Below are 23,656 nucleotides of genomic sequence, written 5' to 3' on the forward strand. Positions count from 1 at the left end.
GCGCTGCCCAGGAGGCGTTATACCACTCGATAACCCATGCCTGGTCAGCAACAGAACACGGCATCTCGTCATAGACGACGACTGGGCGTCACGCATTAATGTGTGACATTACCGGAGCGCCAGAGCACAACGTCATTACAGTCATGGACACAGACAGCTAAGCCTGAGACCAATATTGGTTGTTTAACCAAACAAACAGAAAATCAGAACAACTCACCATCTATAACCAGAACAGCCCCCTTTAGGAGCCTGAAATGTCTGCAAAAAAAACAAAACGGTTACCTCTCCTTTTCTTCACGTGCACTACAGCATTGCTCTCACCCGGCTTGGCCATTGGCGGTGCTGGCGACGGAGCGAGCACTTATGGGCTAGGCCCGATGAATGCCGGCACTGCCTTGGCATTCAGTCCTTTTGCATCCAACAGCTGGTCGGTGTACTACAACCCGGCCGCCATGGCCCGCTCCCCGGAGGGCGAACTGGGAGTCATTGTGCAGTATGGCGACCAGGAATTACGTGCTAAATCACTGGGAGGAACAGACCCTTTGGAGCGAGAGAATGATATCCTCTCTGACACCAGTTCCGAACTATTATTAATCGGCTTCAAAAGCCGCGTCGCCGGCATTTCCAGCATCGACAAGCCCATTTACTTTGGCCTGAACGTGGGTGTAGACCAATACACATCCAACCTATTGCCCTATCAGGCCAATACCAGCCAGAAAGGGCAGTTTCTACGCTATGAATCTCAGCCACTTTATCTCGCGTTTGGTGGTGCTATTAGTAATATCCTGAGAGGAGTCGACGTCGGCGCATCTGCGCGCCTGACACTGGAAGCCAAAGCAAACCTGGAAACAGTCTCCGACCTTGGCGGCAACACTGATTCAGAAAAGCTTTCTCTCGAAGCATCTCCGTCACTATCGCCGGCCCTGGGAATCAACATCCGCTCTGGCGAATTTTTTTGCGGTACCAGTCAGTGCATGCCTTTCGGCATGGACAAGTTGGAATTCGCACTATTTTGGCGCGGTGAAAGTAGTTACGAAGTTTCAGTCGATGCCAATGTGGTTGTGCCAGGGGTTATACCCGAACCAGGTCTGAGTCTGGCACTGAGTACAATCGACACTTATCAGCCCGAGGTTCTCGGTGCGGCCTTTTTGCTTCCAGTAGGACAATTCGAACTGACGGCAGGCATCGAGCAGCACAAATGGTCTGCGCTTGGACGCGAGTTTGCGAGTGACACTGTTCGCGACCAGGCCAATCTGGCGTTTGACGACATCACTATCCCCCGTATTGGCATCAGTTATCAGTGGTCGGAATCCATGAAGCTCTTTGCTGGCGCAGCCTTGGAGGAGTCACCCTTAAAGTCCACCCGCTCCCAGGACGTCAATTATCTGGACACAGATAAAAAAGTTTTCGGGCTAGGCGCAAGTTATCGTATAGCCAGTGCCCCGGTGATTAACATGCCGCTGGAGGTTGCCTTCGCTTACCAGTATCAGATGCTGGATGAGGCTGATTTCGAATTAACCTCCATTAACGCTCCCACCGACCCGGCACCTTTTGAAACCGTAAGGGCCGATGGTGAAATAAACGTATTTTCTTCCTCCCTGTCGCTGAAATTTTAACAGCATAAATGCGATTAATACCTGGAGAAGAGCAATGAATAAAAAACAACATATAATTCGCAAACTGTTTATTAGCGTGACAATAGTGATAGCAGCCCAGCTGACGGGCTGCGGTGGCGATCAGGGCGATGTGACCAATCAATGGAGCACTCCGGATACACTGATTTTTTCCTACCCTTATCCCGGCCAGACAGAAGTACCACCCACCGCGCCTGTGGTTCTGCGTTTTTCTTCCGTTCTTGATCAAACGGTAATGGATGATATTGAGGCGCGCCTACAGTTGGTCAGCAATATGGATGACAGTACTGTCATTGTTGACTATCAGGTAGTAGACAACGGCAGGGGGCTGATTCTGCGCCCTCAATCTCGTCTGCTTCCCACACAAACGTACCAGCTAGTTGTCATCGGCGATGGTTTGGGGGCCATTGATAAAGACTCCCTGGCCCGCGTGCAATTTCGTACCGCTGGCAACCAGGCGGGCGCATCGGAAGCCATGGGAAGTGGCTCTTTCAGGCTCCTCTCAGCTACCCCTCTGGACCAGCCATCATTGCTTGACTCGATTGATGATGCCAGCCGCTCCAACGACATGAGCACCTTCAGAATGTCGTTCAATCAAACGCTGGACCCGACGAGCATAGAATATGGTGAAAGCGGATCTGTGCAGCTTCGTGACAATCTGGGCAAACTGGTTCCCGCATCCATGTTCCTGCAGGGCCGATATCTGACACTTGACCCCGCCCGGGATCTGAAACCGGTAGAACACACACTGACTATTACCGGGCTGCGAGCCCAAACCTCCGGTGCTTTATTACCGCAATACGAGCGTACTTTTATTCCTGACTCAACACTTCCCCGCGCGACATCAATCCTCAAGGTAGGCAGCCTTGGTGTTGAACAACCTGAATTGACCTCAACATTAACCGGCAACCCGATCAACCAGGTGCCCGTACAATCCTTTGTACTAGGCGACAAGTCATTTACCGGGTTGAGCGGAAATCTTGCAGCCGATCTGGGATTTGCACCGAATTTTCCAGGTGCCGTGCCACTGCGGGTGCCCGCCGGCTCCGTCCTCAACGGTTCTCCTGTGGACGTCAATATTCTAGGCGAAATACCGTCCGGCCTCGAGACGGGTGAAGTCACCATCACTCTGCTCAGTGACGCCAATGGATATCTGATCCCCAATCCATTCAGCGATTCTTCGTCTGTCCCTCGTTATGCTCTGCTTAATATGGACGCGGCAATGACCGCAGAAGGGCAGGAGTCGAACGCAGCTCTCAGCCAGAACCTGCTAAATGTGCAGGTGGCCGGGTTAGCCGTTGTTAAAGATGGCATATTAGTGCTGGATGCGGTCAGCGTGGTCGAACCCGAGGTGCTGGGCTTGGAGAAGGCATCAGGCTTGCTCTCATTCCGCATGGAAGCCTATGAGAACCAACGTCAGGCGCCATCACCAACCCAGGATACGCGCCCTTTACAACTTCAGTCTTGGGCACCAGGACAAACCTTCCAACCCAATGCCCGTCCCGGTGATCCTGTTATTCTGAACTTCAATAAGCCCCTGGACCCTGCTTCTGTATTTCTCGACGGGGCATTGCAAGTCTCAGTCGATGGCATAACACAGACCTACCCGATGAGACATGATGGCGCCACCGTCTTGATCGGAGGGGACATTCTTCAACACGGAAAAGACATCCAGGTGACCCTGACCAGCCTGCTTCGAGATACGCAAGGCAATCCGCTTAACCAGGATCGAACCCTCGACATTCGTCTTCCGGAATTCACCCTTCCCAATGACAACGCCAATGAATTACGTGCACCACTTGTCTCCGCTGTTTTCCCCGGATACCCCTGCGCGCTGACCGGGGCTGTGCTGACCGGGCAACGCGAAAACTGGCGAAACGGTCGATGCGTGGGAGGAAAAAATACTGACCCGCTTTATCCCGTACCGAACCTGTTCAAGGACTTTAGTCTCCGGGTTATCTTCAGCCGCAGCATCGACAGCAACACGGTCAATAACAATACGTTTGTTGTTGAACACTTCGATACCGTTAATAACGTATGGCAGCCCGTCAATGGTCGCCATAAAGTACTTGCACAGCGAATCGAATTTTTACCGAACAGTCCCTGGCGGGTTGGTGACCTTTACCGTTATACCCTGCACTCCGAGGAAGGAGCGCCGAACTGTGGAGTCAACGCCATATGTTCAAATGATGGAGCCCCTCTGCAAACACGGCAAATTTCTCAGTCCAGCTCCACAGCGCCTGGCCTTAGACAAGGAGGTCCGGACCTGACCAATCACTTTGTGGTAACAGGAGAAGAGGACAGGATTACCCGCGTATCATTACGGTCACTACCTGTAGCGGATGTCAACGCGAATCTCAGTCTCGATGACAATGAGCAAGGCGCCGTACCTGATGGCAATGGCGGAGCAACTGCCTCCGCCAATTACCTGAAACTTCAACTCAAAAGCCGATCAGGTGTAATAACCAATGCCAACATTGGCTGTGGTATAGGCGACGACTGCCCAGAAAACAAGTTTGCCTTCGTCGCCTCAGGCGCCTTGCAAGCCGGGGTAAGCCAGTATGAGTCGGATATCACCATCAACCGACGCCTCATCGACAGCGACCCAATGACATCAAATGAAGTCACCGGCGCCGTCATTGCCAAAGTCTTCCCCACTGTTCTCCCAACGACGAGTGTGTTTCTGGAAGCCCGTGCACTGGGATTAATCACGATACCGTTAGACACCGGCCCCCTGGTGCTTCGCCTGGCATATGAAAATAATCAGCCCATTACTGGCTATATCACCCGAACCCCTGATGGCCCCTGGTTTAGCACCACGTTTGATCTCATGGTGGATGCACCAGAACTGGAACCACGACTACTCATTGAACTTGGGCATGACATCCGCAGTAAAAAAATAACCGGAGTCACCCTGGAAGGGCCGCTACGTTTTGTTGACGATGGTCGCCTGATTCTAAAAGTTCGCAACCCTGACCCTCTCGTCATACCAGCCAACATTGATCTGTTTGGCATAGGTTTGGCCGGTGTCGAATTGGAGGTACCGCCCCTCGGCGTGGACCTTACTTTTACCTTTTTGCCTGTAAAAGATTTTTAACGCACACCCCTCGTGCATATGCACATTTACGCCCCCTTTAATGGGGGCTTTTTTATGGTAGGTCATGCCCCTACAAGGAATTCGTCAGCCAGACAACCCAGCGATAATTTCCTCAAGCAGCACTTCCCTTTTTATACATGAAACGTTAATATTTGGTTGTTTGGCCAAACAAAAGCGCATCTAATAATGCATCATCACGATAGTCCCACAACGCTTGACCGGAGTGCTTCAAGCAGCCCCACGCAAACTGGCAGGAACATACAGTTCCACGGAAAAGGGGGGTTGGTTCTTAGTGCAACCCGGTTCGGAGATCCAAAGTCACCGCAGGTGCTACTGCTACATGGCGGCGGACAGACACGTCATGCCTGGGCGCACACGGCAAACGTAATGGCAAGGGCGGGATACTGCGCAACGACCATAGACGCCAGGGGTCATGGTGAAAGCCAGTGGTGCCCCAAAGGGGATTACAGCGCCACTGCTTTGATATCAGATCTCCGCAGCATCATTCAGTCTCTTCCCTCATCCCCTTATATCGTCGGTGCATCAATGGGCGGCCTCACCGCCATGCTCGCACTTGGAGAGGAGCCCTCCCTCACCTGCCAAGGCTTGGTACTGGTGGACGTAGCCCCCCGTCTAGAACGCAACGGTGTTCGCCGTGTTATTGAGTTTATGCGTCGCCACCATGACGGATTCGACTCGCTCGAGCAGGTCCAAGATGCTGTCGCTGCCTATAACCCAGCACGAAAAGCGCCTGCAAATTCTCAGGGACTGCGAAGAAATCTGCGTCAGGACGCTAACGGCCGCCTCCACTGGCACTGGGATCCGGCTTTTCTTGATCATGCGGTAATTCCTGAAGCAGATGAAAGCATGTTCGGTCGCACGCGGCTCAATCGCGCTGCTAAGAGCCTAGAACTACCAATATTACTGATCCGTGGTCATCACAGTGACGTGCTCAGCGAAGAGGGGGCCCAGGAATTGTTAGCCCTCGTGCCACATGCCAAGTACCGAGTGATCAATCAAGCGGGTCATATGGTAGCGGGTGATCGCAACAGCATCTTTACCGGAGCTGTGCTGGATTTTCTTCAGCGCCTTAACCCGAAATTTATTCACATACGCTCCTCTGACCGGAGATTTACATCATGAAACATAAGCATCTCGACGTGCTGATCATTGGCGCTGGCCTTTCCGGCGTTGGTGCAGCTTGCCACCTGAGCCGCAAGTGCCCACATCTACGCTATGGCATCCTCGAGCGACGCAAACGCGTTGGCGGTACCTGGGATCTATTTCGCTATCCCGGCATCCGTTCGGACTCCGATATGTTCACACTCGGCTATAACTTTCGGCCTTGGACAGACACCAAGATGCTTGCCGATGGCCCCTCTATTCGCAAGTACATTGAAGAAACCGCTGAGCATCATCAGGTCCACAAGAAAATTCATTTTGGCCTGAAAGTCACTGCCGAGGACTGGAGCAGCGAATTCAATCGCTGGACGGTTACCGCGTTGAACGAGGAAACCGGTGAAGAAGAAGTTTTCACCGCTGGGTTTGTCCTCAACTGTACCGGTTATTATAACTATGACGCCGGCTACACACCGAAAATTCCTGGAATCAATCGCTTTGGCGGCGACGTAATTCACCCGCAGCACTGGCCAGATAACTACGATTATACGGGTAAGCGAGTTGTCGTGATCGGCAGCGGCGCCACCGCCGTAACACTGGTGCCCGCGATGACCGACCGCGCTGCGCATGTCACCATGTTACAGCGCTCCCCTACTTATGTTGCCTCCGTCCCTGAGCAAGATCTCATCTCGAAAAACCTGCGCCGAGTACTGCCAGAAATGCTTGTTTACCGCTTGGCGCGCACACGCAATATCCTGCTGCAGAGAACCGTATTTAACCTATCGATTCGTAAGCCCAAAGCGATCCGCAGATTACTGCTGGCCGCTGCTCGCAAACAACTGGGGCCGGATATCGACATGAAGCATTTTCAACCTCACTACAACCCATGGGAGGAACGAATGTGCGCAGTTCCCAAGGGGGATCTGTTCAAGGTGCTTCGTGAAGGCAAGGCTTCCGTGGTGACGGATCATATAAAAAATGTCACCAAAACCGGTATAAAACTGGAATCTGGGGATTGGATACCTGCCGATATTATCGTCACAGCTACCGGTCTGGATTTGCAAATGTTGGGCGGCGCAGAGCTACGTGTTGATGGTACGCACGTCAATCTCTCAAACACCATGATGTACAAAGGCTTAATGCTGGAAAAAGTGCCTAATATGGCACTGGTCTTTGGCTATACCAACGCGTCCTGGACCCTCAAGGCAGATATTGCCTCCGAATTTGTTTGTCGGCTTCTCAAGCATATGCGCAAGACAGGCGCAGAAAAGGTGACCCCTATCGACGAGGAAGGGTGTGGCTCTGATGTCAACTTTCTCAACCTTCGCTCTGGCTACATTCAACGTGCTGATGACCGCCTGCCACGCCAAGGCAACAAAGATCCTTGGCAAAACCTCAACGATTATCTTCACGACCTGCCGGCGCTTCGTTATGGAAAAATGAATGATGGCCACCTTAAATTCGAAACGACAAACCTACATAAAACGAAACGCAATCTCGTCCAAAAACTTCTGAGCAACACACTCAATATAGAGGCGCAACGATGAAATCATTTTCAGGAAAAGTCGCGGCGATCACTGGCGCCGGGTCGGGCATCGGGCAAGCCACGGCGATTGCTCTAGCAAAAGAAGGCTGCCACTTAGCGATCTCTGATATCAGCGAAGAAAGCCTAGAGAAGACGGTCGAATTACTGGCAGGCTACGCCGTCAACATCAGCACTCATGTTGTTGATGTCAGCAACAAAAATGCGGTTTATCAATACGCGGAAGATACCGTATCAACACACGGAAAAGTAAATCTCATCATGAACAATGCCGGTGTGGGACTGGGTGAGACCGTCGAGAACATGAGCTATGAAAACTTTGAATGGCTGATGGATATCAATTTCTGGGGTGTCGTATACGGTACAAAGGCATTTCTTCCCCATCTCCAGAAAATAGGTGAAGGCCATATCGTCAACATCTCCAGCGTTTTCGGCATTATCGGTGTTCCAACCCAGTCAGCCTACAACGCCGCAAAATTTGCTGTTCGCGGATTTACAGAATCATTACGTGAAGAGCTGGATATCGCGGGCGGCCTTGTCAGCGCGACTTGCGTTCATCCAGGTGGAGTAAAGACCAACATCGCGCGTAATAGTCGCATGGGAGACATGGGCAGCATGAACATGGGCGACAAAGAAGAGATTGCCAGCATGTTCGAAAAAATTGCCATGACCACACCCGAAGCTGCCGCTAGAACCATCCTGAAAGGCGTGCGGAAAAACCGGCGAAGAGTTTTGGTAGGCGGTGACGCGGTCATGCTGGACACCACACAGAGACTGATACCCACAGGCTACCAACGCTTGCTTGAAATTATGTTTAAAAAACAGCAAAGCAGCAAAAATAAAAAAACGCATCAGGGCATGGCCTGACATTTTTCTCTTTAACTATCACATTATTGATTGGAGGCGATATGCGCTCGTCTAATACGGTAAAAAGCATTAAGAAACTCAGCGGCGCGCTGGTGGGCATTCCACCGCGTCATATCAATTTTCAATTTCCGGATTCCATTCCAAAGTATTTTTATGCTGGAAATGCCACAGCAACGACTTTCTTTGCCATGCTCTCCGGTTTTTTCCCACCTGGTGAACGCTATTTCATGGAGTCCGTTAGACACTTTCGTGGTCAGGTTAAGGACGAATCTCTACGGGCGGCCATATCGGGCTTCATGGGGCAGGAGGCCATTCACGGACGAGAGCACGACAGGCTGAACCAGATTCTCGCCGAGTACGGCTATGACATGCAGTCGCCAGATCGGTTTGTCAAAATTGGCTTGGCCATACTAGAGAAGTTGCCGCCGAGCACTCGGCTAGCCGCCACCACGTTTATGGAGCACTTTACTGCGCTTCTCGCCGAGCAGCTACTTGAAGACGAGAATTTTGTACGCCAGGCAGACCCTGAAATGCTCAAAATATGGCAGTGGCATGCGCTCGAAGAGCTGGAACACAAATCTGTTGCCTACGACGTATATGAGCTTATTGGTAACAGCCGTACAGAGCGCGTGGCTGCAGCCCTCGCCTCGATGGTCGTCTTGCTGCCGATGCTGGGCATCACCTGGAGCTGGATGCTTGTCAAAGACGGCCAGCTCGGCAACATCAGCGATAATGTTAAAGGTCTGAATATTTTGCTAGGTCGTAACGGGTTTGTATCGCAAATCCTTTCGCGCCTTCCTGAGTTCATTCAGCCGGATTTCCACCCTGATCAACATGACACCAAAGGGCTGGAAAAACTGTGGCGTGAGAAGTTGTTCGCTGAAGGTGGCCAACTGCATGAGCTGTATAGCAATCCGGCGGCATAATAATGCTCAAGGGGGTTTAGGGAACCTCTGAATAGTTGACGACTCTGTCACCACCGTTTGCTAGAAGACACACAAAAAAATGCCGGAATTGCTTCCATGCAACTCCGGCATTACACCTTTTATCATAGCTTTTCTCTAGCCGATCTTTATTGCGCATCCTCTAGAATGAATTGTGCCGCTCGCTCGCCAATCATCATACATGGCGCGTTCGTATTACCACTGATCAACAGTGGCATGATCGAGGCATCGGCGACACGCAACCCCTTCACACCGTTTACCCGCAGACGGACATCCACCACCGCTTTTTCATCACTACCCATTCGGCAAGTGCCGACGGGATGGTAGATTGTTTCAGCGCGCTGGCGAATATCCGCGTCAATCTGGTCATCACTCTCCACGCTGGAAGCCGGTTCGTCATCACCGCCAAAAGCAGAGCTGAAAGAATGACTGTGAAACACTTTTCTGGCTAGTTTCACGCCTTCACGGAGCACAAGAATATCGTCAGGATGAGAAAGATAGTTTGGGTCTATCAAAGGCGCAGCAAATGGATCGCTATTGGCCAATCGAATCTGTCCTCGACTCTTAGGCCTGAGTTGGCACACATGAATCGTACAACCAAACCCTGGCGTCAACTGACGTCCATGATCTCGAAGATAAGCCGGTAAAAAGTGTAGCTGAGCATCCGGACGATCCGGCTCGCTGAGCAGGCTGACAAAAGCCCCTGCTTCCGCCGCGTTACTGGCAAGAAAGCCGCGCCGATGACGAAAATACTGGTAGAAGGCACTAATCAGCCGAGGTATAAAAAACGGTGACATGCCGATTGATTGACGGCTTTTGTCCTTGATCATGACGGTCATATCAAGGTGATCTTGAAGGTTCTCCCCAACTTCCGGCGAGTCTTGCAAACAGGTGATGCCGATTTTCGATAGGTGCTCTCGCTCTCCAATACCCGACAACATCAGCAACTGAGGGGTATTGATCGCCCCACCGGACAGGATGACTTCTTTGTTCGTACGAATGACCGATTGAGCACCATCACTATCACAAATTTCGACGCCAATCGCCCTGCCGCAATCCAGTAACACCTTGGTTACCTGCACATCCGTCATGATGTGCAAGTTATCGCGGCCACGTGCAGGATCCAGGAAAGCACGCGCGGCACTCCACCGGCGCCCTTCTTTTTGTGTTACCTGAAACCGGCCAAAGCCTTTCTGTTCCGGCCCGTTAAAATCATCGTTTCGGGTATAACCCAGCTCTTCACCGGACTTAATAAACAGCGGGGTTAACGGGTTAACATCCCTGACTCGGGTAACATTCAGTGGCCCACCCACACCATGCCAATTGTCAGCGGAGTATTGTTCATTGTTTTCATGTGCATTGAATACCGGCTGCACATCTTTCCACGCCCACCCTGTTGCGCCTTGCGCTGCCCAGTCATCATAGTCTTGTTGTTGGCCTCGAATGTAGACCATGGCATTGATTGAGCTGCTGCCCCCCAGTGTTTTTCCTCGCGGCCAGTAGAGGCGCCTTTTATTAAGGTGACTTTGTGGCGCGGTGTCGTAGCCCCAGTTTCGCTTTCCTTGTTTAATTAGACCGATGAGTCCAAACGGAATATTAATAAAACCGCTATTATCGTGGGGGCCGGCCTCAATAAGACAAACGGAATACTTGCCGCACTCGCTTAACCGGTTGGCAAGAACACAGCCCGAAGAGCCCGCCCCCACGACGATAAAATCAAACGACTTCATTTTGCTTCTCCCCCGCCTGAATAAACCGTGACATGTGGTGCTCTCGGTCGCCATGACTCAATGATGCATGTGTCACCAGACGGAAGTAATGGCCAATGTTCAGCTCTTCCGTAACACCAACGCCACCATGGATCTGGATACCTTGCTGAGTGATACCAACGGCCCGGTTTGCGTAGTAAGCCTTTGCCGCCGCTGTCGCGCGCCCGCGCTCACCGACGTTTGCGCTCTCTCCTTTTACTGACACCATCAAGAGCATGGATTCCAGCTGCTGGAGATCAATAAACGCATCAACAAGGTAGTGCTGGATTACCTGAAAACTGCCAATCGTTCTACCAAACTGTTTACGCGTTCGAGCGTATTCCAGAGTGGCCTGATACACCTCTCGGCAGGCGCCGTACATACGTGCGCAGTCCAATGCGCACAGATAATCGAACCAGGCAGAAACCGCTTGCTTTGCCGCATCACCACGACACAAAACCATTTCGTCTGTGATGAGCACATCATCAAGCGTCAAACTGGCAGCACGGCTTCCATCGAGCAGTCGATATCTTTCAACGTCACAGGCGTCGAAAGGTAGCGCGACAATGACCAACTCATCACCAGACATAGCGGAGACGAGCACGGCGTCTGCAACGCCACCATCAGACACAACGTGCTTCTGCCCGGAAAGTCGTTCTCCGTTTAGCCTCAAGGAAGGGTTCAGCACGTGATAACCGGCATGCCGGTCATAAAGACCGCAAGCCACACGTGCCTCACCAGCAATAATGCGATCAAGCAACGCCAAGGATGTTGGCGTATTGGCGAACTCCAATAACTTGCCGGGGGAAACAATTAAATCGACAAAAGGGTCAAGACAAAGCGCGGCTCCTAACTCCTGAACAATGGCGCACACGTCAAGCAATGAGCCGCCATACCCTCCAACAGATTCAGCAAACGGAAGGCCAAACCAACCCAAATCATTCATGGCCTGCCAGCGATTCGCTTCAAGGTGATTACTCTCATTCAACTGTGCAATGTAGGTGTCAAATGAATAGTTGTCTTTAAGATAACGGCGCGCGGTATCCGCAATCATGGTGGTATTTTCGGGTAACTTGAAATCCATTTTTCACCTCACAATCCGAGCAACATCTTCGCCAACACGTTTTTCTGGATCTCGTTAGATCCACCATAGATGGTGCACGCACGCAGGAAGTTATAGCGGCGACTGGCCTGATTAAAAATTTGCTCCCCAATGGGCTCCTCGTTATCCCATGGCAAAGACATCAAACCTCCGATTTCCACCATCGCTTGGGAAACCCTTTGCTGTAGTTCCGTGCCTTTGATTTTCAGTCCTGACGATTCTGGGCCGAACGGCTTGCCTTCATCTGTGGCAGCAACGGTGCGAAAGTTGGTGTATTCCAGTGCCATAAGATCGACTTCCAAGCCAGCCAACCGACGCACCGCCAACTGCTTATCTGTTTCCGTTGGTAGCGCATCGATAGCACTTTTAAGGCGATTGATTTCGTAGTGAATATCCGCCACACCGGCAATGGTGGTGCGTTCGTGGGTAAGAAGAAACTTGGCAATGGTCCACCCCATTCCTTCTTGACCCACCAAATTTTCCACAGGCACTTTCACGTCGGTAAAATAGACTTCGTTAAGGTGATGATGCCCATCAATTGAATAAATCGGCCGTACTTCAAGCCCGGGGGTTTTCATATCGATCAGCAGGAATGAAATACCCTGCTGCTGTTTCACGGTGCTATCCGTTCGCACCAAGCAAAACATCATGTCTGCCCAATGGGCCTGTGTCGTCCAGATTTTTTGACCATTAACCAAATAATGGTCGCCATTACGCGTGGCTCGCGTTTTTAACGAGGCCAGATCTGAGCCCGCATTGGGCTCAGAATAACCTTGGCACCATAGCGTTTCGCCACGCTGAATGCCGGGCAACCACCGTTCCTTCTGTGCTTCAGAACCAAAGGTATATAACACCGGCCCAACCATGGCCACACCAAAAGGACTTGTTGGCGGAGCCCCTGCCGAGGCGCGTTCCTGATCGAAAATATACCGCTGGGTTGCGCTCCACCCTGGGCCACCAAATTGTTCTGGCCAAGTAGACGTGAGCCAACCTTGACTGCCCAGCAAACGCTCCCATCGTTGCTGCATATTCTTGTCTGGCATCGCTCCTCGGGCAGTACAGCGCCGAATATCATCAGGCACATTTTCCTTCATCCACTGCCGGATACTCTTACGAAATTCTTTTTCGTCATTACTGAAATCCAGATTCATGGAAGCCTCCAAGCCAATAAATTTCGCAATACAAGGTCATCAATTACTCAATTAACCTGTTTACCGTTGCTCTCCCAAAAGGGGGCTCGCAGTTCGTTTTTCAGCACCTTACCTGCCCCACTCACCGGCAACGACTCTGCCTTAAAATCAACGCTACGAGGCACTTTGTAACCTGCAATTCTTTCACGGCAATGTTCGATAATCTCTGCCTCACTGGCGTGCTCTCCTTCACGCAGCACCACGATTGCATGCACAGCTTCACCCCAGCGTTCATCGGGAATACCAATTACCGCGCACTCCTGTACCGCAGGATGGCTATAAATGGCACCTTCAACTTCAACAGAGAAAATATTTTCTCCACCGCTGATTACCATGTCCTTGGCTCGATCAACGATGAAGACAAATCCATCCTCGTCCATGTAGCCAAGGTCGCCGGTATGTAGCCAACCATTGCGCAAGGTATCAGCGGTTGTTGATTCCATTCCCCAGTAACCCAACATGACGTTTGGTCCCCGCGCACATATTTCGCCAACCGTACCTTGAGATACCACCTGATCATTTTCATCAAGCACCACCACCTCCACACCCAGTGCTGCGCGACCGGCGCTACGTAATTTTTCTCCGCCGGGAATGTGATGTTCTGGCCCGAGTGAGGTAATGATTGGGGAGGCTTCGGTCTGGCCATAGCCCTGAGCAAATGACACTGTCGGCATTTGTTCCATAGCACTAATCAATACCGCCTCTGGCATTGGCGAGGCGCCATACAGCATGCGTTTTATGCTGCTGACATCGTAATTGGCGATGCGCCCAGATGAGGCTAGAAGATTGACCATGGTCGGCACCAACAGGGTGTTCGTGACTTTCTCCTGCTCAATGAAAGCCAGCACTTCATCAACATCAAAGCGAGGAACAATGCCATGTGTCCCCGCAGCCAGTGTCACGGCAAACGTGCTGGCCATATCAGCCAAGTGGAACATGGGCCCGGCATGCATATATATGGTGTCACTGTCATAGCCCATCTCGGCAACCACGTTTAGGGCATTGAATACCAGGTTGTCATGACTCAGCATCACGCCTTTTGACCGCCCAGTGGTACCACCGGTATAAAACAGCCCCGCCAGATCGTCACCGCCAGCATTGGCGTCACGGATTCGATCGGCGTTGGCGACAAGGGATTCATAATCAATACACCCTTGTGGACACTCACCCTCACCCATGAAGACAACATGCTTGATAGACTCAAGCTGTGGCTGTAGGGATGGCAGCAATGCTGCAAAGGTGTCATCAACGAAAAGCACTTTAGAACCTGAGTCATTCAAGGTATAGGCGATTTCAGGTGGTGCGAGCCGAATATTGACGGGATTCACTGCCGCACCGGCCCACGGCACTGCATAGAAATACTCCAGGTAGCGATCGCTGTTTAATGCCAGTATGGCAACCCTGTCACCCGCATTGACGCCCAGACTTAGCAACCCGTTAGCAAGGCATGCGATACGGTCTTCAAACTCTCGCCAGGTTTGCCGCCGACCAGCAAAAACGGTAGCCGTACCTTGGCCGTTTAATTGAACCGCACGGCGCAAAGTCTGTGAAATATACATAACAGAACTCCTCTATTGAGGCAGAAAAGGAAGGGGGGAGGGTTGTTTATAGATTGGATTAGCTGGAAGCGAAGGCTCTCTTATAAATGAAGCGACCTCGGGAAACCTGGGCGCCATCAAGAAACACATCCACAACAACCACAATGAAGCGCTTTCCTTCACGAATAATGTTCGGCTTGGCCACCAACGTACCCGCAAAGGCCGGGCGCAAATAATCCAGAGTCATACTTGAACATACTGGCTTATTTTGTTCAGTCTGATTCGCTGTTAAGTGCGCGCCAGCAACAAGCTCCGCGAAGCTTGCGATAATACCGCCATGAAAAGTCTTGATCAGAGGGTTGCCAATGTGCTGCTCGCGAAACGGCATTTTATAGGTTGCTTCGCCATTATCGTCCGAAGCCGTCATACCAAGAAATTTTTCGTATGGTGATACATCGCCGACCACAGTAGAGAGAGCGGTTACCCTTTCTGTTTCGAAGCTGATGATTCCTTCATCATCGATTGTTTTTTTCTTGGAGGGGGCTCTCTTATTGCTAGGATTCACAGATTGATCAAAGGACGGGCCTGCCGTTCCTATCGCAAAACTGCCTGATACCGACGCCAGCAAATTGCCGCCATCACGCCCAAATGCCTCTCCACGGACATAAGCAATATTTTCTTCAACTGCAAAACAGGTGACATTACATGCCACCCCTTCGCCAGCCTCGGGTTTAGCGATGAAATCAACGCGCAAGTCAATTGTCGCAATTGGGCGCATGTCGCCGAGGCGCACAAAAATCGCCAAACCACATGCCGTATCAAGCAAGGTAGCGATGGCTCCCCGATGAAGCTTTCCCTGTTGATCACAAACCTCTTCCACACAAGGCATGCTCATTACCGCGCCATCTTTGGTAATGTCATCCATTGCGATACCAAAAACCCTGAACAACGGATGCCCTGAACCAAAAAAAGCCTTTGCGGCAAGCAGTTCTCTCGGGAGTGATGTCTCAGCTGTCATAGTTAGCAACTTTTTATCAGAATGTTGAAGCGGCATCCGCATACCGGGTCTCTGCAACACGCACAGATTCAATGGCGTCCGTTATTGCCTCTTCAGGGAATGTTTCACTTTCGGACCCCTTTCGCAGACAATCAGCCAGAGCGGACCATGCCGCAGCACTCGTGCGCATCAACTCGACCAAGCCTGCCTCATGTATTTCAGGAACAATTTCACTCGCTTCATCGAGAAATTCTGAATACATCGCTCTAAAGCCGCTGCCCCCCGTTCCACGCTTCTCGATCACTTGATAGGCGAAACGGAGCAACCATTGCCATTTATCCACTGCCTTCCAGCGAGGAAGTTCCTGGATCCAAGTTGTTAGCGCTTGAATACCGTGATTCCTGCTTCCTTGCAGGAGATTATCTGCATTCTTCACAATCGCACTGCGCACGTTATCGGCAGACACCTGAACCGAAACACTTTCGGGTGCGAACAATGAACCATGATGGATAAAGGGTGGCGACAAGGAGAATCTGGCTTCAACCAACTTGTCACGAGGCACCTCTAAAAGCCCTGGGCGCTCGGTATCGCTAACGAGCATCGTCTCGCCCTTCTCGGCTCGCTGCCAGGCGACGATGGCGTGACCGGGGAAATGTGTACTGCTCTTGAAATAAGGAAGGTAAAAAATATCAGTTAAGAGAAGCGCAGGCCGCCCCGCATCAAGATGGGCATCCAGCGCATCGGCGGCAGCACATTTATCTTGCCAAGTTTCCCAGCGAAACGGCACGCCCAGTGTAGAGAACACCGTTTCCTCAAATCCCATTGAACGGACATGGACAATAAACGGGGTGTCCGTGCCTGGTATTTCCACATAAGTAATACCAAGCCCGGCACCCAGCCCGAAGCAGAAAGCTTCCGTCAAATTAAGCCCATGAAACTCCAGCAGGTCTCTGATAGCTGAACTGCCACAGTGACGCCCAGGCCGATGTGTATGAGGAACATCGACGGTACTGGGGACATCCTGCTTGTCTCCATGCATCAGGCTGCCTCACTCACTGGAGCCGGACCGTAAATGGTTTCCGATGCCCGCATCGGATCTCCATGAGTCTCATACTCCGCCAACCACGCGGCAACCTTCTCAGGCATACCGGTATCCCAAGGGTGAAATCCAGGGCGGAACCAAGCGAGGAAATCAGGCAGCATGCCTGTGAGAATACCTTTTCGCCCATAAAGCTTGTTCAGGCCTCGCAGAATCACACCAGGCTGGCGCGTTACGCCATCAAGCTTGAGCATATTCCAAAATACTGGAGCCACGACAAGGTGAACCATCAGGGTCGCAACCACCAACGCAGACGCGCGCGTCAAGTAGCCTCCACCTGCTGCGCCCTGATAAAGATCATAGGCCACGGCCTTGTGCTCTACTTCTTCGACCCCGTGCCACAGAAATAGCGCTCTCATGACGGGGTCAGCCTCGCTAAACATCTCGCTCTTCTCGCTGACCATGGTTTCGCCCAGGGTTGCCGTAAAGTGCTCAAACGCCGCCGTCATGGCGAGCTGATACTTCTTCGGCAGGTACTTTTGTGTGGTGCGAATAAAGGTCCTTAGATTCGCAGTGACCTTATCCACATCCACGCCCTGGCTGGCCATCACATCGTTGAAACGATCATGGACAATCCCGTGCTGACCTTCCTGGCGAATAAAGTGACGAATATCCTCGCTCAGCTGATCATCTGTCACTTGATCCTTGAAGTTACGCACTGACTGGATAAAGAAGCGCTCCCCCTCCGGGAAATGCACTGAGAGGGCATCAAAGAAGCGGGTCAGCACGGGGTCACCGCCATTCCAGTGCCGTGGCACTGACGAGACATCAAAAGCGACTTTGCGCGGCTGAATTGATACAGAACTCATAATTCCTCCAAATAAACAGGCTGTCTACGTAGTGACATCCCTTGATCTTATTTGGCTGAACAACCAAATGTCAATAACCTTAGGTCGCAAGTCTCCTCTGTGAAGCAGTCATTATGCATAAAGCTGCATTTAAATGGTTTTGGAAGTGTGGTCCGACCATGGAAGATACGCTGTATAAAATTGAATCGGTGTGCTGTTTTTCGAATATTTATCTTTCCCGGAATGCCGATGAAACTTCCACCTTGAACTTTCGATGCCTGCGGGATGAGCTGAATCTGTGCAAGATTCTAGTTATTGCAATATCCAGAATCGCAAAGAAAGAAGCGCAAGACTAAGTGATTTATCGCTGAACGTTCTGGAATGCAATCCACGACGAGGAAGACAGCACAGCAATGCGAGACCAGCAAACCAGCGCGCGAACTAACGTGAACATACATTCCGGGTGATTAAAGGTATCTTCGGCTACAGAAAGGTGCCACCTTGGCCAAGCCTAGAATACCAACAGGCTATATACCTTGGCGGGGCCAATAACCTGTTCGGAGTGAAACGGGAGCTGCCGCGCCTGATTGCTGCTTTTCTTGAGCATCATAAAACCGAAAAATGCACGATATTCAGGCCCGCCCTAACTCGTATGAGAATTCACCAAGCAGGTGCTGTCGAGAAGATGAGAGGCATGTTAGGCCGCAGCTCACCAACATCGGCCAACTAAATAGAGAAGAGCGATCGGCGTAGTATCGAACTATCCAAATACTACACAGAAACTTCAACTACCCGCATGAAGAGAAATGCGGCCACTATCCCAGATTTTTTCAACCATATATCACCTCTATGAAGCCAGGAAGGAATGGCCTTCCTGACCCTGTCTCATGGAGGTTTCATGATCATTCAATGTCCGTCCTGCCGTTCCATCCGCGTTGTCGCCCTGCAGAATGGCCGCAAGGTCGGCGGCTCTGTAGGCACGGTTGCAGGTGCCGCCAGCGGCATTGCCATGGCTAGCAGCGGTGCTCGCGTGGGCGCTACGGTCGGCCTGGCGTTTGGCCCTGCCGGGTCCGCCATCGGCGGTATCGCCGGTGCCGTGTTTGGCGGTTTGGCTGGCGGCGTGGCCGGTGGTGAAGCTGGTGCTGCGCTGGGCGCCAAGCTCGACGAGACCTATCTCGACAACCTGGAATGCCTGGATTGCGGACACAGCTTCCGCCTCGATGCCGAGTAAGTCCCACTCTCCCCTTACCACTCACACACCCCTGAAGCCCGCCCAGTGCGGGCTTCTTTATGCCGCTATGGAGGCCTGGATGGATATTCCCACTTTCGTAAAGAACGAGCAGGGCCTGTACCACGTACAGGGCTGCGTTAAGCCTGAGGAAATTGTCAGTACGGCGGCCACCATTCTTCTGGATGAGCTGACCGGTCGGGAGGCGCTAACCACTCCCACCGATGTCGCCCAGTTCCTGCAGATGGCCCTGGCCCAGAAGAAGAACGAGGTCTTCGCGGCCATCTTCCTCAACAACAAGCATAAGGTGCTCAGTTTCGAGCCCTTGTTCAACGGCACCATTGATGGCGCGGCGGTGTACCCCCGTGTGGTGGTACAGCAGGCCCTGGCCTGCAATGCCGCTGCCGTAATCTTCGCCCATAACCATCCCTCCGGGTGCTGTGAGCCCTCCCAGGCTGATCGCACCATCACTACCCGGCTCAAGGACGCTCTGGCCCTGATTGATGTGCGGGTCTTGGATCACTTCGTCGTGTCCCGCTCCGAGTGGGTCAGCTTAGCCCAGCGTGGCTGGCTCTGAGCCTTCACTCTTCGGCTTTTGCTCTACCACTGACTCAACCACCTCTTCTCATTCGTTAAGCCGCCCGTTTTGGGCTCATCGTTATTCTTGGAGATTTACCATGGCACATCTTGTCGAAAGCATGGCCTATGCAGGACGTACCCCCTGGCACGGGCTGGGCAACCAGCTCGCCGCCCAACAACCCCTCAATGTCTGGATGCAGGAAGCCGGCATGGACTGGGAGATCCGTGAGACCCCTGTTCGCTTCATTAGTAGCGAGGCCGGGGCTCTCGGGCAGATCTCATCCTTCCCGGATCAGAAGGTTCTGTTCCGCTCAGACAATCAGGCGCCTCTTTCGGTAGTGAGTAACCGCTTCAAGGTGGTTCAACCCCGGCAGATCCTGGAGTTCTACCGGGATCTCACCGAGCGCTCTGGTTTTGAGCTGGAAACCGCTGGCGTCCTTAAAGGGGGCCGCAAGCTGTGGGCACTGGCCCGCACCGGGCAAACAGGCTCCTTGGCAGGCAATGACCAGACCAACGGCTATGTGCTGCTGGCTACCGCCTGTGACGGCACCCTGGCTACCACTGCCCAGTTCACCAGCATCCGAGTGGTGTGTAACAACACCTTGGCGGTAGCTCTCAATGGCGCCGGCCAGGCGGTGAAGGTCCGCCACAACACCACCTTCGATGCCCAGGCTGTCAAGAAGCAGCTCGGGATCTCCGTCTCCGCCTGGGATGACTTCATGTATCGCCTGAAGGCCCTCAGCGAGCGGCGCATTACCCGCAAGACCGCCGAGAAGGTCATGCGCTCGGTCTTCACCGATGTGAACTACTCCTCTGGGGACATGCTGGTGAAGCCCAACGAACAGGCCATGAAGAAGGCCATGGCGTTGTATGACGGGGCCGGTCGCGGCGCGGAGTTGCCGTCAGCCAAGAACACGGCCTACGGCCTGCTCAATGCCGTCACCGAGTTCGTGGACCACGAACGTCGCGCCCGCAGTACCGACAACCGGCTGGATTCCGCCTGGTTCGGCAAGGGGGCCCAAATCAAGCAGCGGGCCCTGAGCCAGACCCTGGAACTGGTGGCCTGACTGATTCCCTACTCATTCTTTTCCCTCGACTAAAGCCCGACCCGCTCTGTGCCGGTCGGGCTTTTTATTGTTTGGAGCCTGACCATGACAGAACCTAATCACGATAGCAGTGCGGCCCCGGAAGCCAGATGCTCTGCGCCTCCCCTCTCCCCGCATCTGGCCGCCATTTGGGGCGCCTTTCTCCATGAAGGGGTGATGCTGAACAAGGAGCGCGGTACCCGGCTTCTGGAGATCTGGGGTAATGGCTGTATCGAACTGATCAGCACCCTGTGTGACTTCATCCCCGATATCTGGAAACAGGTGCAACCCTACTGGTACGGCCCGCAAGGGTTTCCTGGGGTGTTCGAGTACGAGGTGGTGTCCATCCTGGGCGAACAGCTGGGCACCTATCTGCTCGAGAATGACGGCAATCTGCCACCCCATGACGACATCCAACAGATGATCACCGATCTGGTAGTCACCTTCTTCAGTCAAGGCGGCAGTCATGAGATCCCCTCGGATCAGACGCCCCAGACCCATCGGCTGATCAATCTCCATGATCGCTTTACCAAGCGGCTGACCCAACTGGAAGGAGGTCACTCATGAGTACACCCCGCGCTATCAAACCCTCATCCCGTCCGGCCCTGCGCCTGGTGTCCACCAAGGGCATGAACCGGGAACAGTGGCTCAAGGTCCGCAAGCAAGGTATCGGGGCCAGCGATGCCGCTGCGGCGGTGGGGCTCAACCCGTATCAGTCGCCCCTGGAGCTGTGGATGATCAAGACCGGTCGGGATGGCCTGTTACCAGCTCCTAATCCGGACGACATCCATACCCCGCTGTACTGGGGCAACCTGCTTGAACCCAAGGTGGCCGAGGCCTATGCCAAGGCGACGGGCAACAAGGTCCGGCGAGTGAATGCCGTGCTCCAGCACCCGGATGCGGACAAGTCCTGGATGCTGGCCAATCTGGATTATTCCGTTGTGGGCAATCCAGAGGTGCAGATCCTGGAATGCAAAACCAATGGCCTTAATGGCGCCAGGCTCTGGGCCGAGGGGGTACCGGAGTACATCCAGTGTCAGGTACAGCATCAGCTGGCCGTCACCGGCAAGCAGGCGGCGGACGTGGCGGTGCTGATCTGCGGGCAGGAATTGCAGATACACCGCATCGAGCGGGATGAAACCGTCATCAAGCAACTGATCGAGCTGGAGCGGGCATTTTGGCACTTGGTAGAAACCGATACACCACCCGACGCCGATGGCTCCGACTCCGCCGACCAGTCATTGCGAGCGCTCTACCCTCGTGATGATGGCGAAGCCCTGGATCTCATTGAAGACACCGCACTCAACGGCGACTTCAGTGAGATGCTGGATATCCGGGAACGCTTGGCCCGTCTGGCCGAACGGGAAGCCCGGCTCAAGCAACGCATCCAGCAACGCATGGGTGACGCCGCTCGGGCTTACTTCATCGACGGCCAGGTGAGCTGGAAGCGCAGCAAGGACAGTACGGTGCTCGATACTGACGCCCTGCTCAAGGCTCAGCCCGCGCTACTGCAGCAATTCCCCAAGCATCGGGCCGGCAGCCGCCGGTTCCTGGTCAAGGCCACCACCTGATCGTTCTCGCATCACCTCATTCAACACGCCAGCCTAAAAGCATAAACGCCGGGCCCTGCCCGGCGGCTGTGCGTTTTTTATAACAGGAGACTCCCATGATCAAAGGACTCGCCATTACTCCACCCGTAATTGGCCGTATCAGTATTGGCCGCATGGTGGAAAAGAACGGCAAGCGTCTGCCGGAGAAAGACGACCAATTCACCATTACTACCCAGATCCAGACCCGGGAGGGCTGGCTACCGCACCCACTGGATGAGGCTCTGCGCCAGGAGGGTCAGGGCAAGAAACTACGCAGCATTCCCGTCACCCTGCCCTTCAATGATCCGGACCTGAATCTGCGGGCGGAGTACACCTTCTTCGAGCGCAAGAGTGGCCGGCCCCTGTGCAGTGGCGACGGTGAGAGCTGTCGACGCCGCACCGACCAGGGCCTGGAACAACTGCCCTGCCCGTCACCCGACCTATGCGAATTCGGCGCCCACGATCTGTGCAAGCCCTACGGACGGCTGTATGTACGGATCGGGGAAGAGGATGAACTGGGCTGCTTCGTGTTCCGGACCACTGGCTACAACAGCATCCGCACCTTGGCGGCCCGGCTACGCTACTTCCACGCCATCAGTGGTGGCAACCTAGCCACACTGCCTCTGGAATTGAAGCTACGCGGGAAGAGCACCACCCAGAGTCACCGGGCACCGATCTACTACGTGGATCTGACACTGCGCGCAGAGCAATCCATGGTGGAGGCCGTCAGCCACGCCAGGGAAGCGGCCAAGGTCAGGGAAAGCCAGGGCATTCACCAGGCAGAATTGGACAAGGTAGCCCATGCCGGCCTGCTCAACGCTCAGTTCGAATACTCGGAGGAGGAAGGGTTACAGGTTGTGGAGGAGTTCGTGCCGGAAGGCACTGCCCCACCCGGCAATGCTCAACCACAGCCCGTACAGGGACTCAGCCAGAAGCTGGCCGGGAAACAGGCAGGTTAATCAATCATGGCCAGCAGGCCTTTGCGACGTTTGGCAGTCAGACGCCGGTAGCCCTTGAGTAGTTGGGCTTCGGCGTCATTGCGTACCTGGGCGTCATACTTGGACTTCAGCTCTGAGGCACCCTCAACCTGATCGCCGCAGATCAGATGATCCAGCGATACACCGAGGACCGCCTTCAACTTCGGCAGTAAACGAAATCCGGGCGAATCACGGCCATTTTCCCAGGCGGATATCGTGGATTTGGTCACATGAAGCTCGTCGCCCAACTGCTCCTGGGTCAGACCCAACGCCAACCTTGCCGCCTTCAGGCGCTCGGGAAAGCTCATCACGCCCACTCCATCAATCTGATAGAGCAACGCTACGGCAGTGCCATACCTCTGTCGTACCGGAATACTTGACCCTTAAGGTATAGCATTGCAATACTTTGCGAGTCTTGAATTACATAACACTCAAACTGAGACACACCTTCCAAACCAGCGAACACAGCGCCTGAGCGAGACCGCTCTTCCCAGGCACAGCACTCGACCTGTGCTTGGCTAAAAACCATGGA

At 53.3% G+C, this 23,656-nt stretch carries 20 protein-coding genes; 12 read left to right on the forward strand and 8 right to left on the reverse strand.

What is annotated here, in order from left to right:
• Positions 1–254: 254 nt before the first annotated feature.
• The 6 genes from B3Q33_RS16220 (at position 255) to B3Q33_RS16245 (ending at position 9,186) form a co-directional block, all read left to right on the forward strand.
• Positions 255–1,616, forward strand: a complete 1,362-nt coding sequence (locus B3Q33_RS16220) for an OmpP1/FadL family transporter (protein WP_273009701.1) — start codon at positions 255–257, stop codon at positions 1,614–1,616.
• A gap of 34 nt (positions 1,617–1,650) precedes the next feature.
• Positions 1,651–4,731, forward strand: coding sequence for an Ig-like domain-containing protein (locus B3Q33_RS16225; RefSeq protein ID WP_273009699.1), 3,081 nt, complete (start codon positions 1,651–1,653; stop codon positions 4,729–4,731).
• 186 nt (positions 4,732–4,917) lie between these two features.
• The gene (locus tag B3Q33_RS16230; protein ID WP_273009697.1) at positions 4,918–5,874 is read left to right on the forward strand and encodes an alpha/beta fold hydrolase; all 957 of its coding nucleotides are present in this window, start codon (positions 4,918–4,920) and stop codon (positions 5,872–5,874) included.
• Positions 5,871–7,397 (forward strand): flavin-containing monooxygenase, encoded by a 1,527-nt coding sequence (locus B3Q33_RS16235; protein ID WP_273009696.1) that lies wholly within the window; start codon positions 5,871–5,873, stop codon positions 7,395–7,397. The genes B3Q33_RS16230 and B3Q33_RS16235 overlap by 4 nt, the downstream gene beginning before the upstream one ends.
• Positions 7,394–8,260, forward strand: coding sequence for an SDR family NAD(P)-dependent oxidoreductase (locus tag B3Q33_RS16240; protein ID WP_273009694.1), 867 nt, complete (start codon positions 7,394–7,396; stop codon positions 8,258–8,260). Before B3Q33_RS16235 ends, B3Q33_RS16240 begins: the two co-directional genes overlap by 4 nt.
• A gap of 41 nt (positions 8,261–8,301) precedes the next feature.
• Positions 8,302–9,186 (forward strand): metal-dependent hydrolase, encoded by an 885-nt coding sequence (locus B3Q33_RS16245; RefSeq protein ID WP_007149555.1) that lies wholly within the window; start codon positions 8,302–8,304, stop codon positions 9,184–9,186.
• 146 nt (positions 9,187–9,332) lie between these two features.
• Here B3Q33_RS16245 and B3Q33_RS16250 read toward each other — a convergent pair whose 3' ends face one another.
• Genes B3Q33_RS16250 through B3Q33_RS16280 form a run of 7 tightly spaced genes read right to left on the reverse strand, consistent with a single transcriptional unit; the run spans position 9,333 to position 17,687 of the window.
• Complete coding sequence (locus B3Q33_RS16250) at positions 9,333–10,934, reverse strand: GMC family oxidoreductase (RefSeq protein WP_035248738.1); 1,602 nt, start codon at positions 10,932–10,934, stop codon at positions 9,333–9,335.
• Positions 10,921–12,036 (reverse strand): acyl-CoA dehydrogenase family protein, encoded by a 1,116-nt coding sequence (locus B3Q33_RS16255; protein WP_035248740.1) that lies wholly within the window; start codon positions 12,034–12,036, stop codon positions 10,921–10,923. Before B3Q33_RS16255 ends, B3Q33_RS16250 begins: the two co-directional genes overlap by 14 nt.
• Before the next feature lie 8 nt (positions 12,037–12,044).
• Complete coding sequence (locus tag B3Q33_RS16260; protein ID WP_007150215.1) at positions 12,045–13,205, reverse strand: acyl-CoA dehydrogenase family protein; 1,161 nt, start codon at positions 13,203–13,205, stop codon at positions 12,045–12,047.
• A gap of 47 nt (positions 13,206–13,252) precedes the next feature.
• Positions 13,253–14,803: a long-chain-fatty-acid--CoA ligase gene (locus tag B3Q33_RS16265; protein ID WP_035248742.1), complete on the reverse strand. Its 1,551-nt coding sequence runs from the start codon at positions 14,801–14,803 to the stop codon at positions 13,253–13,255.
• 58 nt (positions 14,804–14,861) lie between these two features.
• Positions 14,862–15,842 (reverse strand): PaaI family thioesterase, encoded by a 981-nt coding sequence (locus tag B3Q33_RS16270; protein WP_231866193.1) that lies wholly within the window; start codon positions 15,840–15,842, stop codon positions 14,862–14,864.
• Positions 15,817–16,818, reverse strand: coding sequence for a BtrH N-terminal domain-containing protein (locus B3Q33_RS16275; RefSeq protein WP_052042942.1), 1,002 nt, complete (start codon positions 16,816–16,818; stop codon positions 15,817–15,819). Before B3Q33_RS16275 ends, B3Q33_RS16270 begins: the two co-directional genes overlap by 26 nt.
• Positions 16,818–17,687, reverse strand: coding sequence for a metal-dependent hydrolase (locus B3Q33_RS16280; RefSeq protein ID WP_035248744.1), 870 nt, complete (start codon positions 17,685–17,687; stop codon positions 16,818–16,820). Before B3Q33_RS16280 ends, B3Q33_RS16275 begins: the two co-directional genes overlap by 1 nt.
• A gap of 877 nt (positions 17,688–18,564) precedes the next feature.
• Here B3Q33_RS16280 and B3Q33_RS16285 point away from each other — a divergent pair.
• The 6 genes from B3Q33_RS16285 (at position 18,565) to B3Q33_RS16310 (ending at position 23,106) form a co-directional block, all read left to right on the forward strand.
• Complete coding sequence (locus tag B3Q33_RS16285; RefSeq protein WP_035248785.1) at positions 18,565–18,897, forward strand: membrane protein; 333 nt, start codon at positions 18,565–18,567, stop codon at positions 18,895–18,897.
• 79 nt (positions 18,898–18,976) lie between these two features.
• Positions 18,977–19,471, forward strand: coding sequence for a JAB domain-containing protein (locus B3Q33_RS16290; protein ID WP_063508940.1), 495 nt, complete (start codon positions 18,977–18,979; stop codon positions 19,469–19,471).
• A gap of 100 nt (positions 19,472–19,571) precedes the next feature.
• Positions 19,572–20,540, forward strand: a complete 969-nt coding sequence (locus B3Q33_RS16295; RefSeq protein WP_103917428.1) for a DUF932 domain-containing protein — start codon at positions 19,572–19,574, stop codon at positions 20,538–20,540.
• Positions 20,541–20,624: 84 nt separating this feature from the next.
• Entirely contained in the window at positions 20,625–21,125 is a 501-nt protein-coding gene (locus B3Q33_RS16300) for a hypothetical protein (RefSeq protein ID WP_273009682.1), read from the forward strand.
• The gene (locus tag B3Q33_RS16305; protein ID WP_273009680.1) at positions 21,122–22,129 is read left to right on the forward strand and encodes a YqaJ viral recombinase family protein; all 1,008 of its coding nucleotides are present in this window, start codon (positions 21,122–21,124) and stop codon (positions 22,127–22,129) included. Before B3Q33_RS16300 ends, B3Q33_RS16305 begins: the two co-directional genes overlap by 4 nt.
• Before the next feature lie 95 nt (positions 22,130–22,224).
• Positions 22,225–23,106 carry a hypothetical protein gene (locus tag B3Q33_RS16310; RefSeq protein ID WP_062814934.1) on the forward strand — a complete coding sequence of 294 codons (882 nt, stop codon included), beginning with the start codon at positions 22,225–22,227 and terminating at the stop codon, positions 23,104–23,106.
• On the opposite strand, the gene B3Q33_RS16315 is transcribed toward B3Q33_RS16310, so the two are convergent.
• Positions 23,103–23,432, reverse strand: coding sequence for a helix-turn-helix domain-containing protein (locus B3Q33_RS16315; protein ID WP_062814935.1), 330 nt, complete (start codon positions 23,430–23,432; stop codon positions 23,103–23,105). The genes B3Q33_RS16310 and B3Q33_RS16315 overlap by 4 nt on opposite strands.
• Positions 23,433–23,656: the final 224 nt, after the last annotated feature.

The organism is Alcanivorax sp. UBA3183, from assembly GCF_002364155.1.
GTDB classification, from domain to species: domain Bacteria; phylum Pseudomonadota; class Gammaproteobacteria; order Pseudomonadales; family Alcanivoracaceae; genus Alcanivorax; species Alcanivorax jadensis.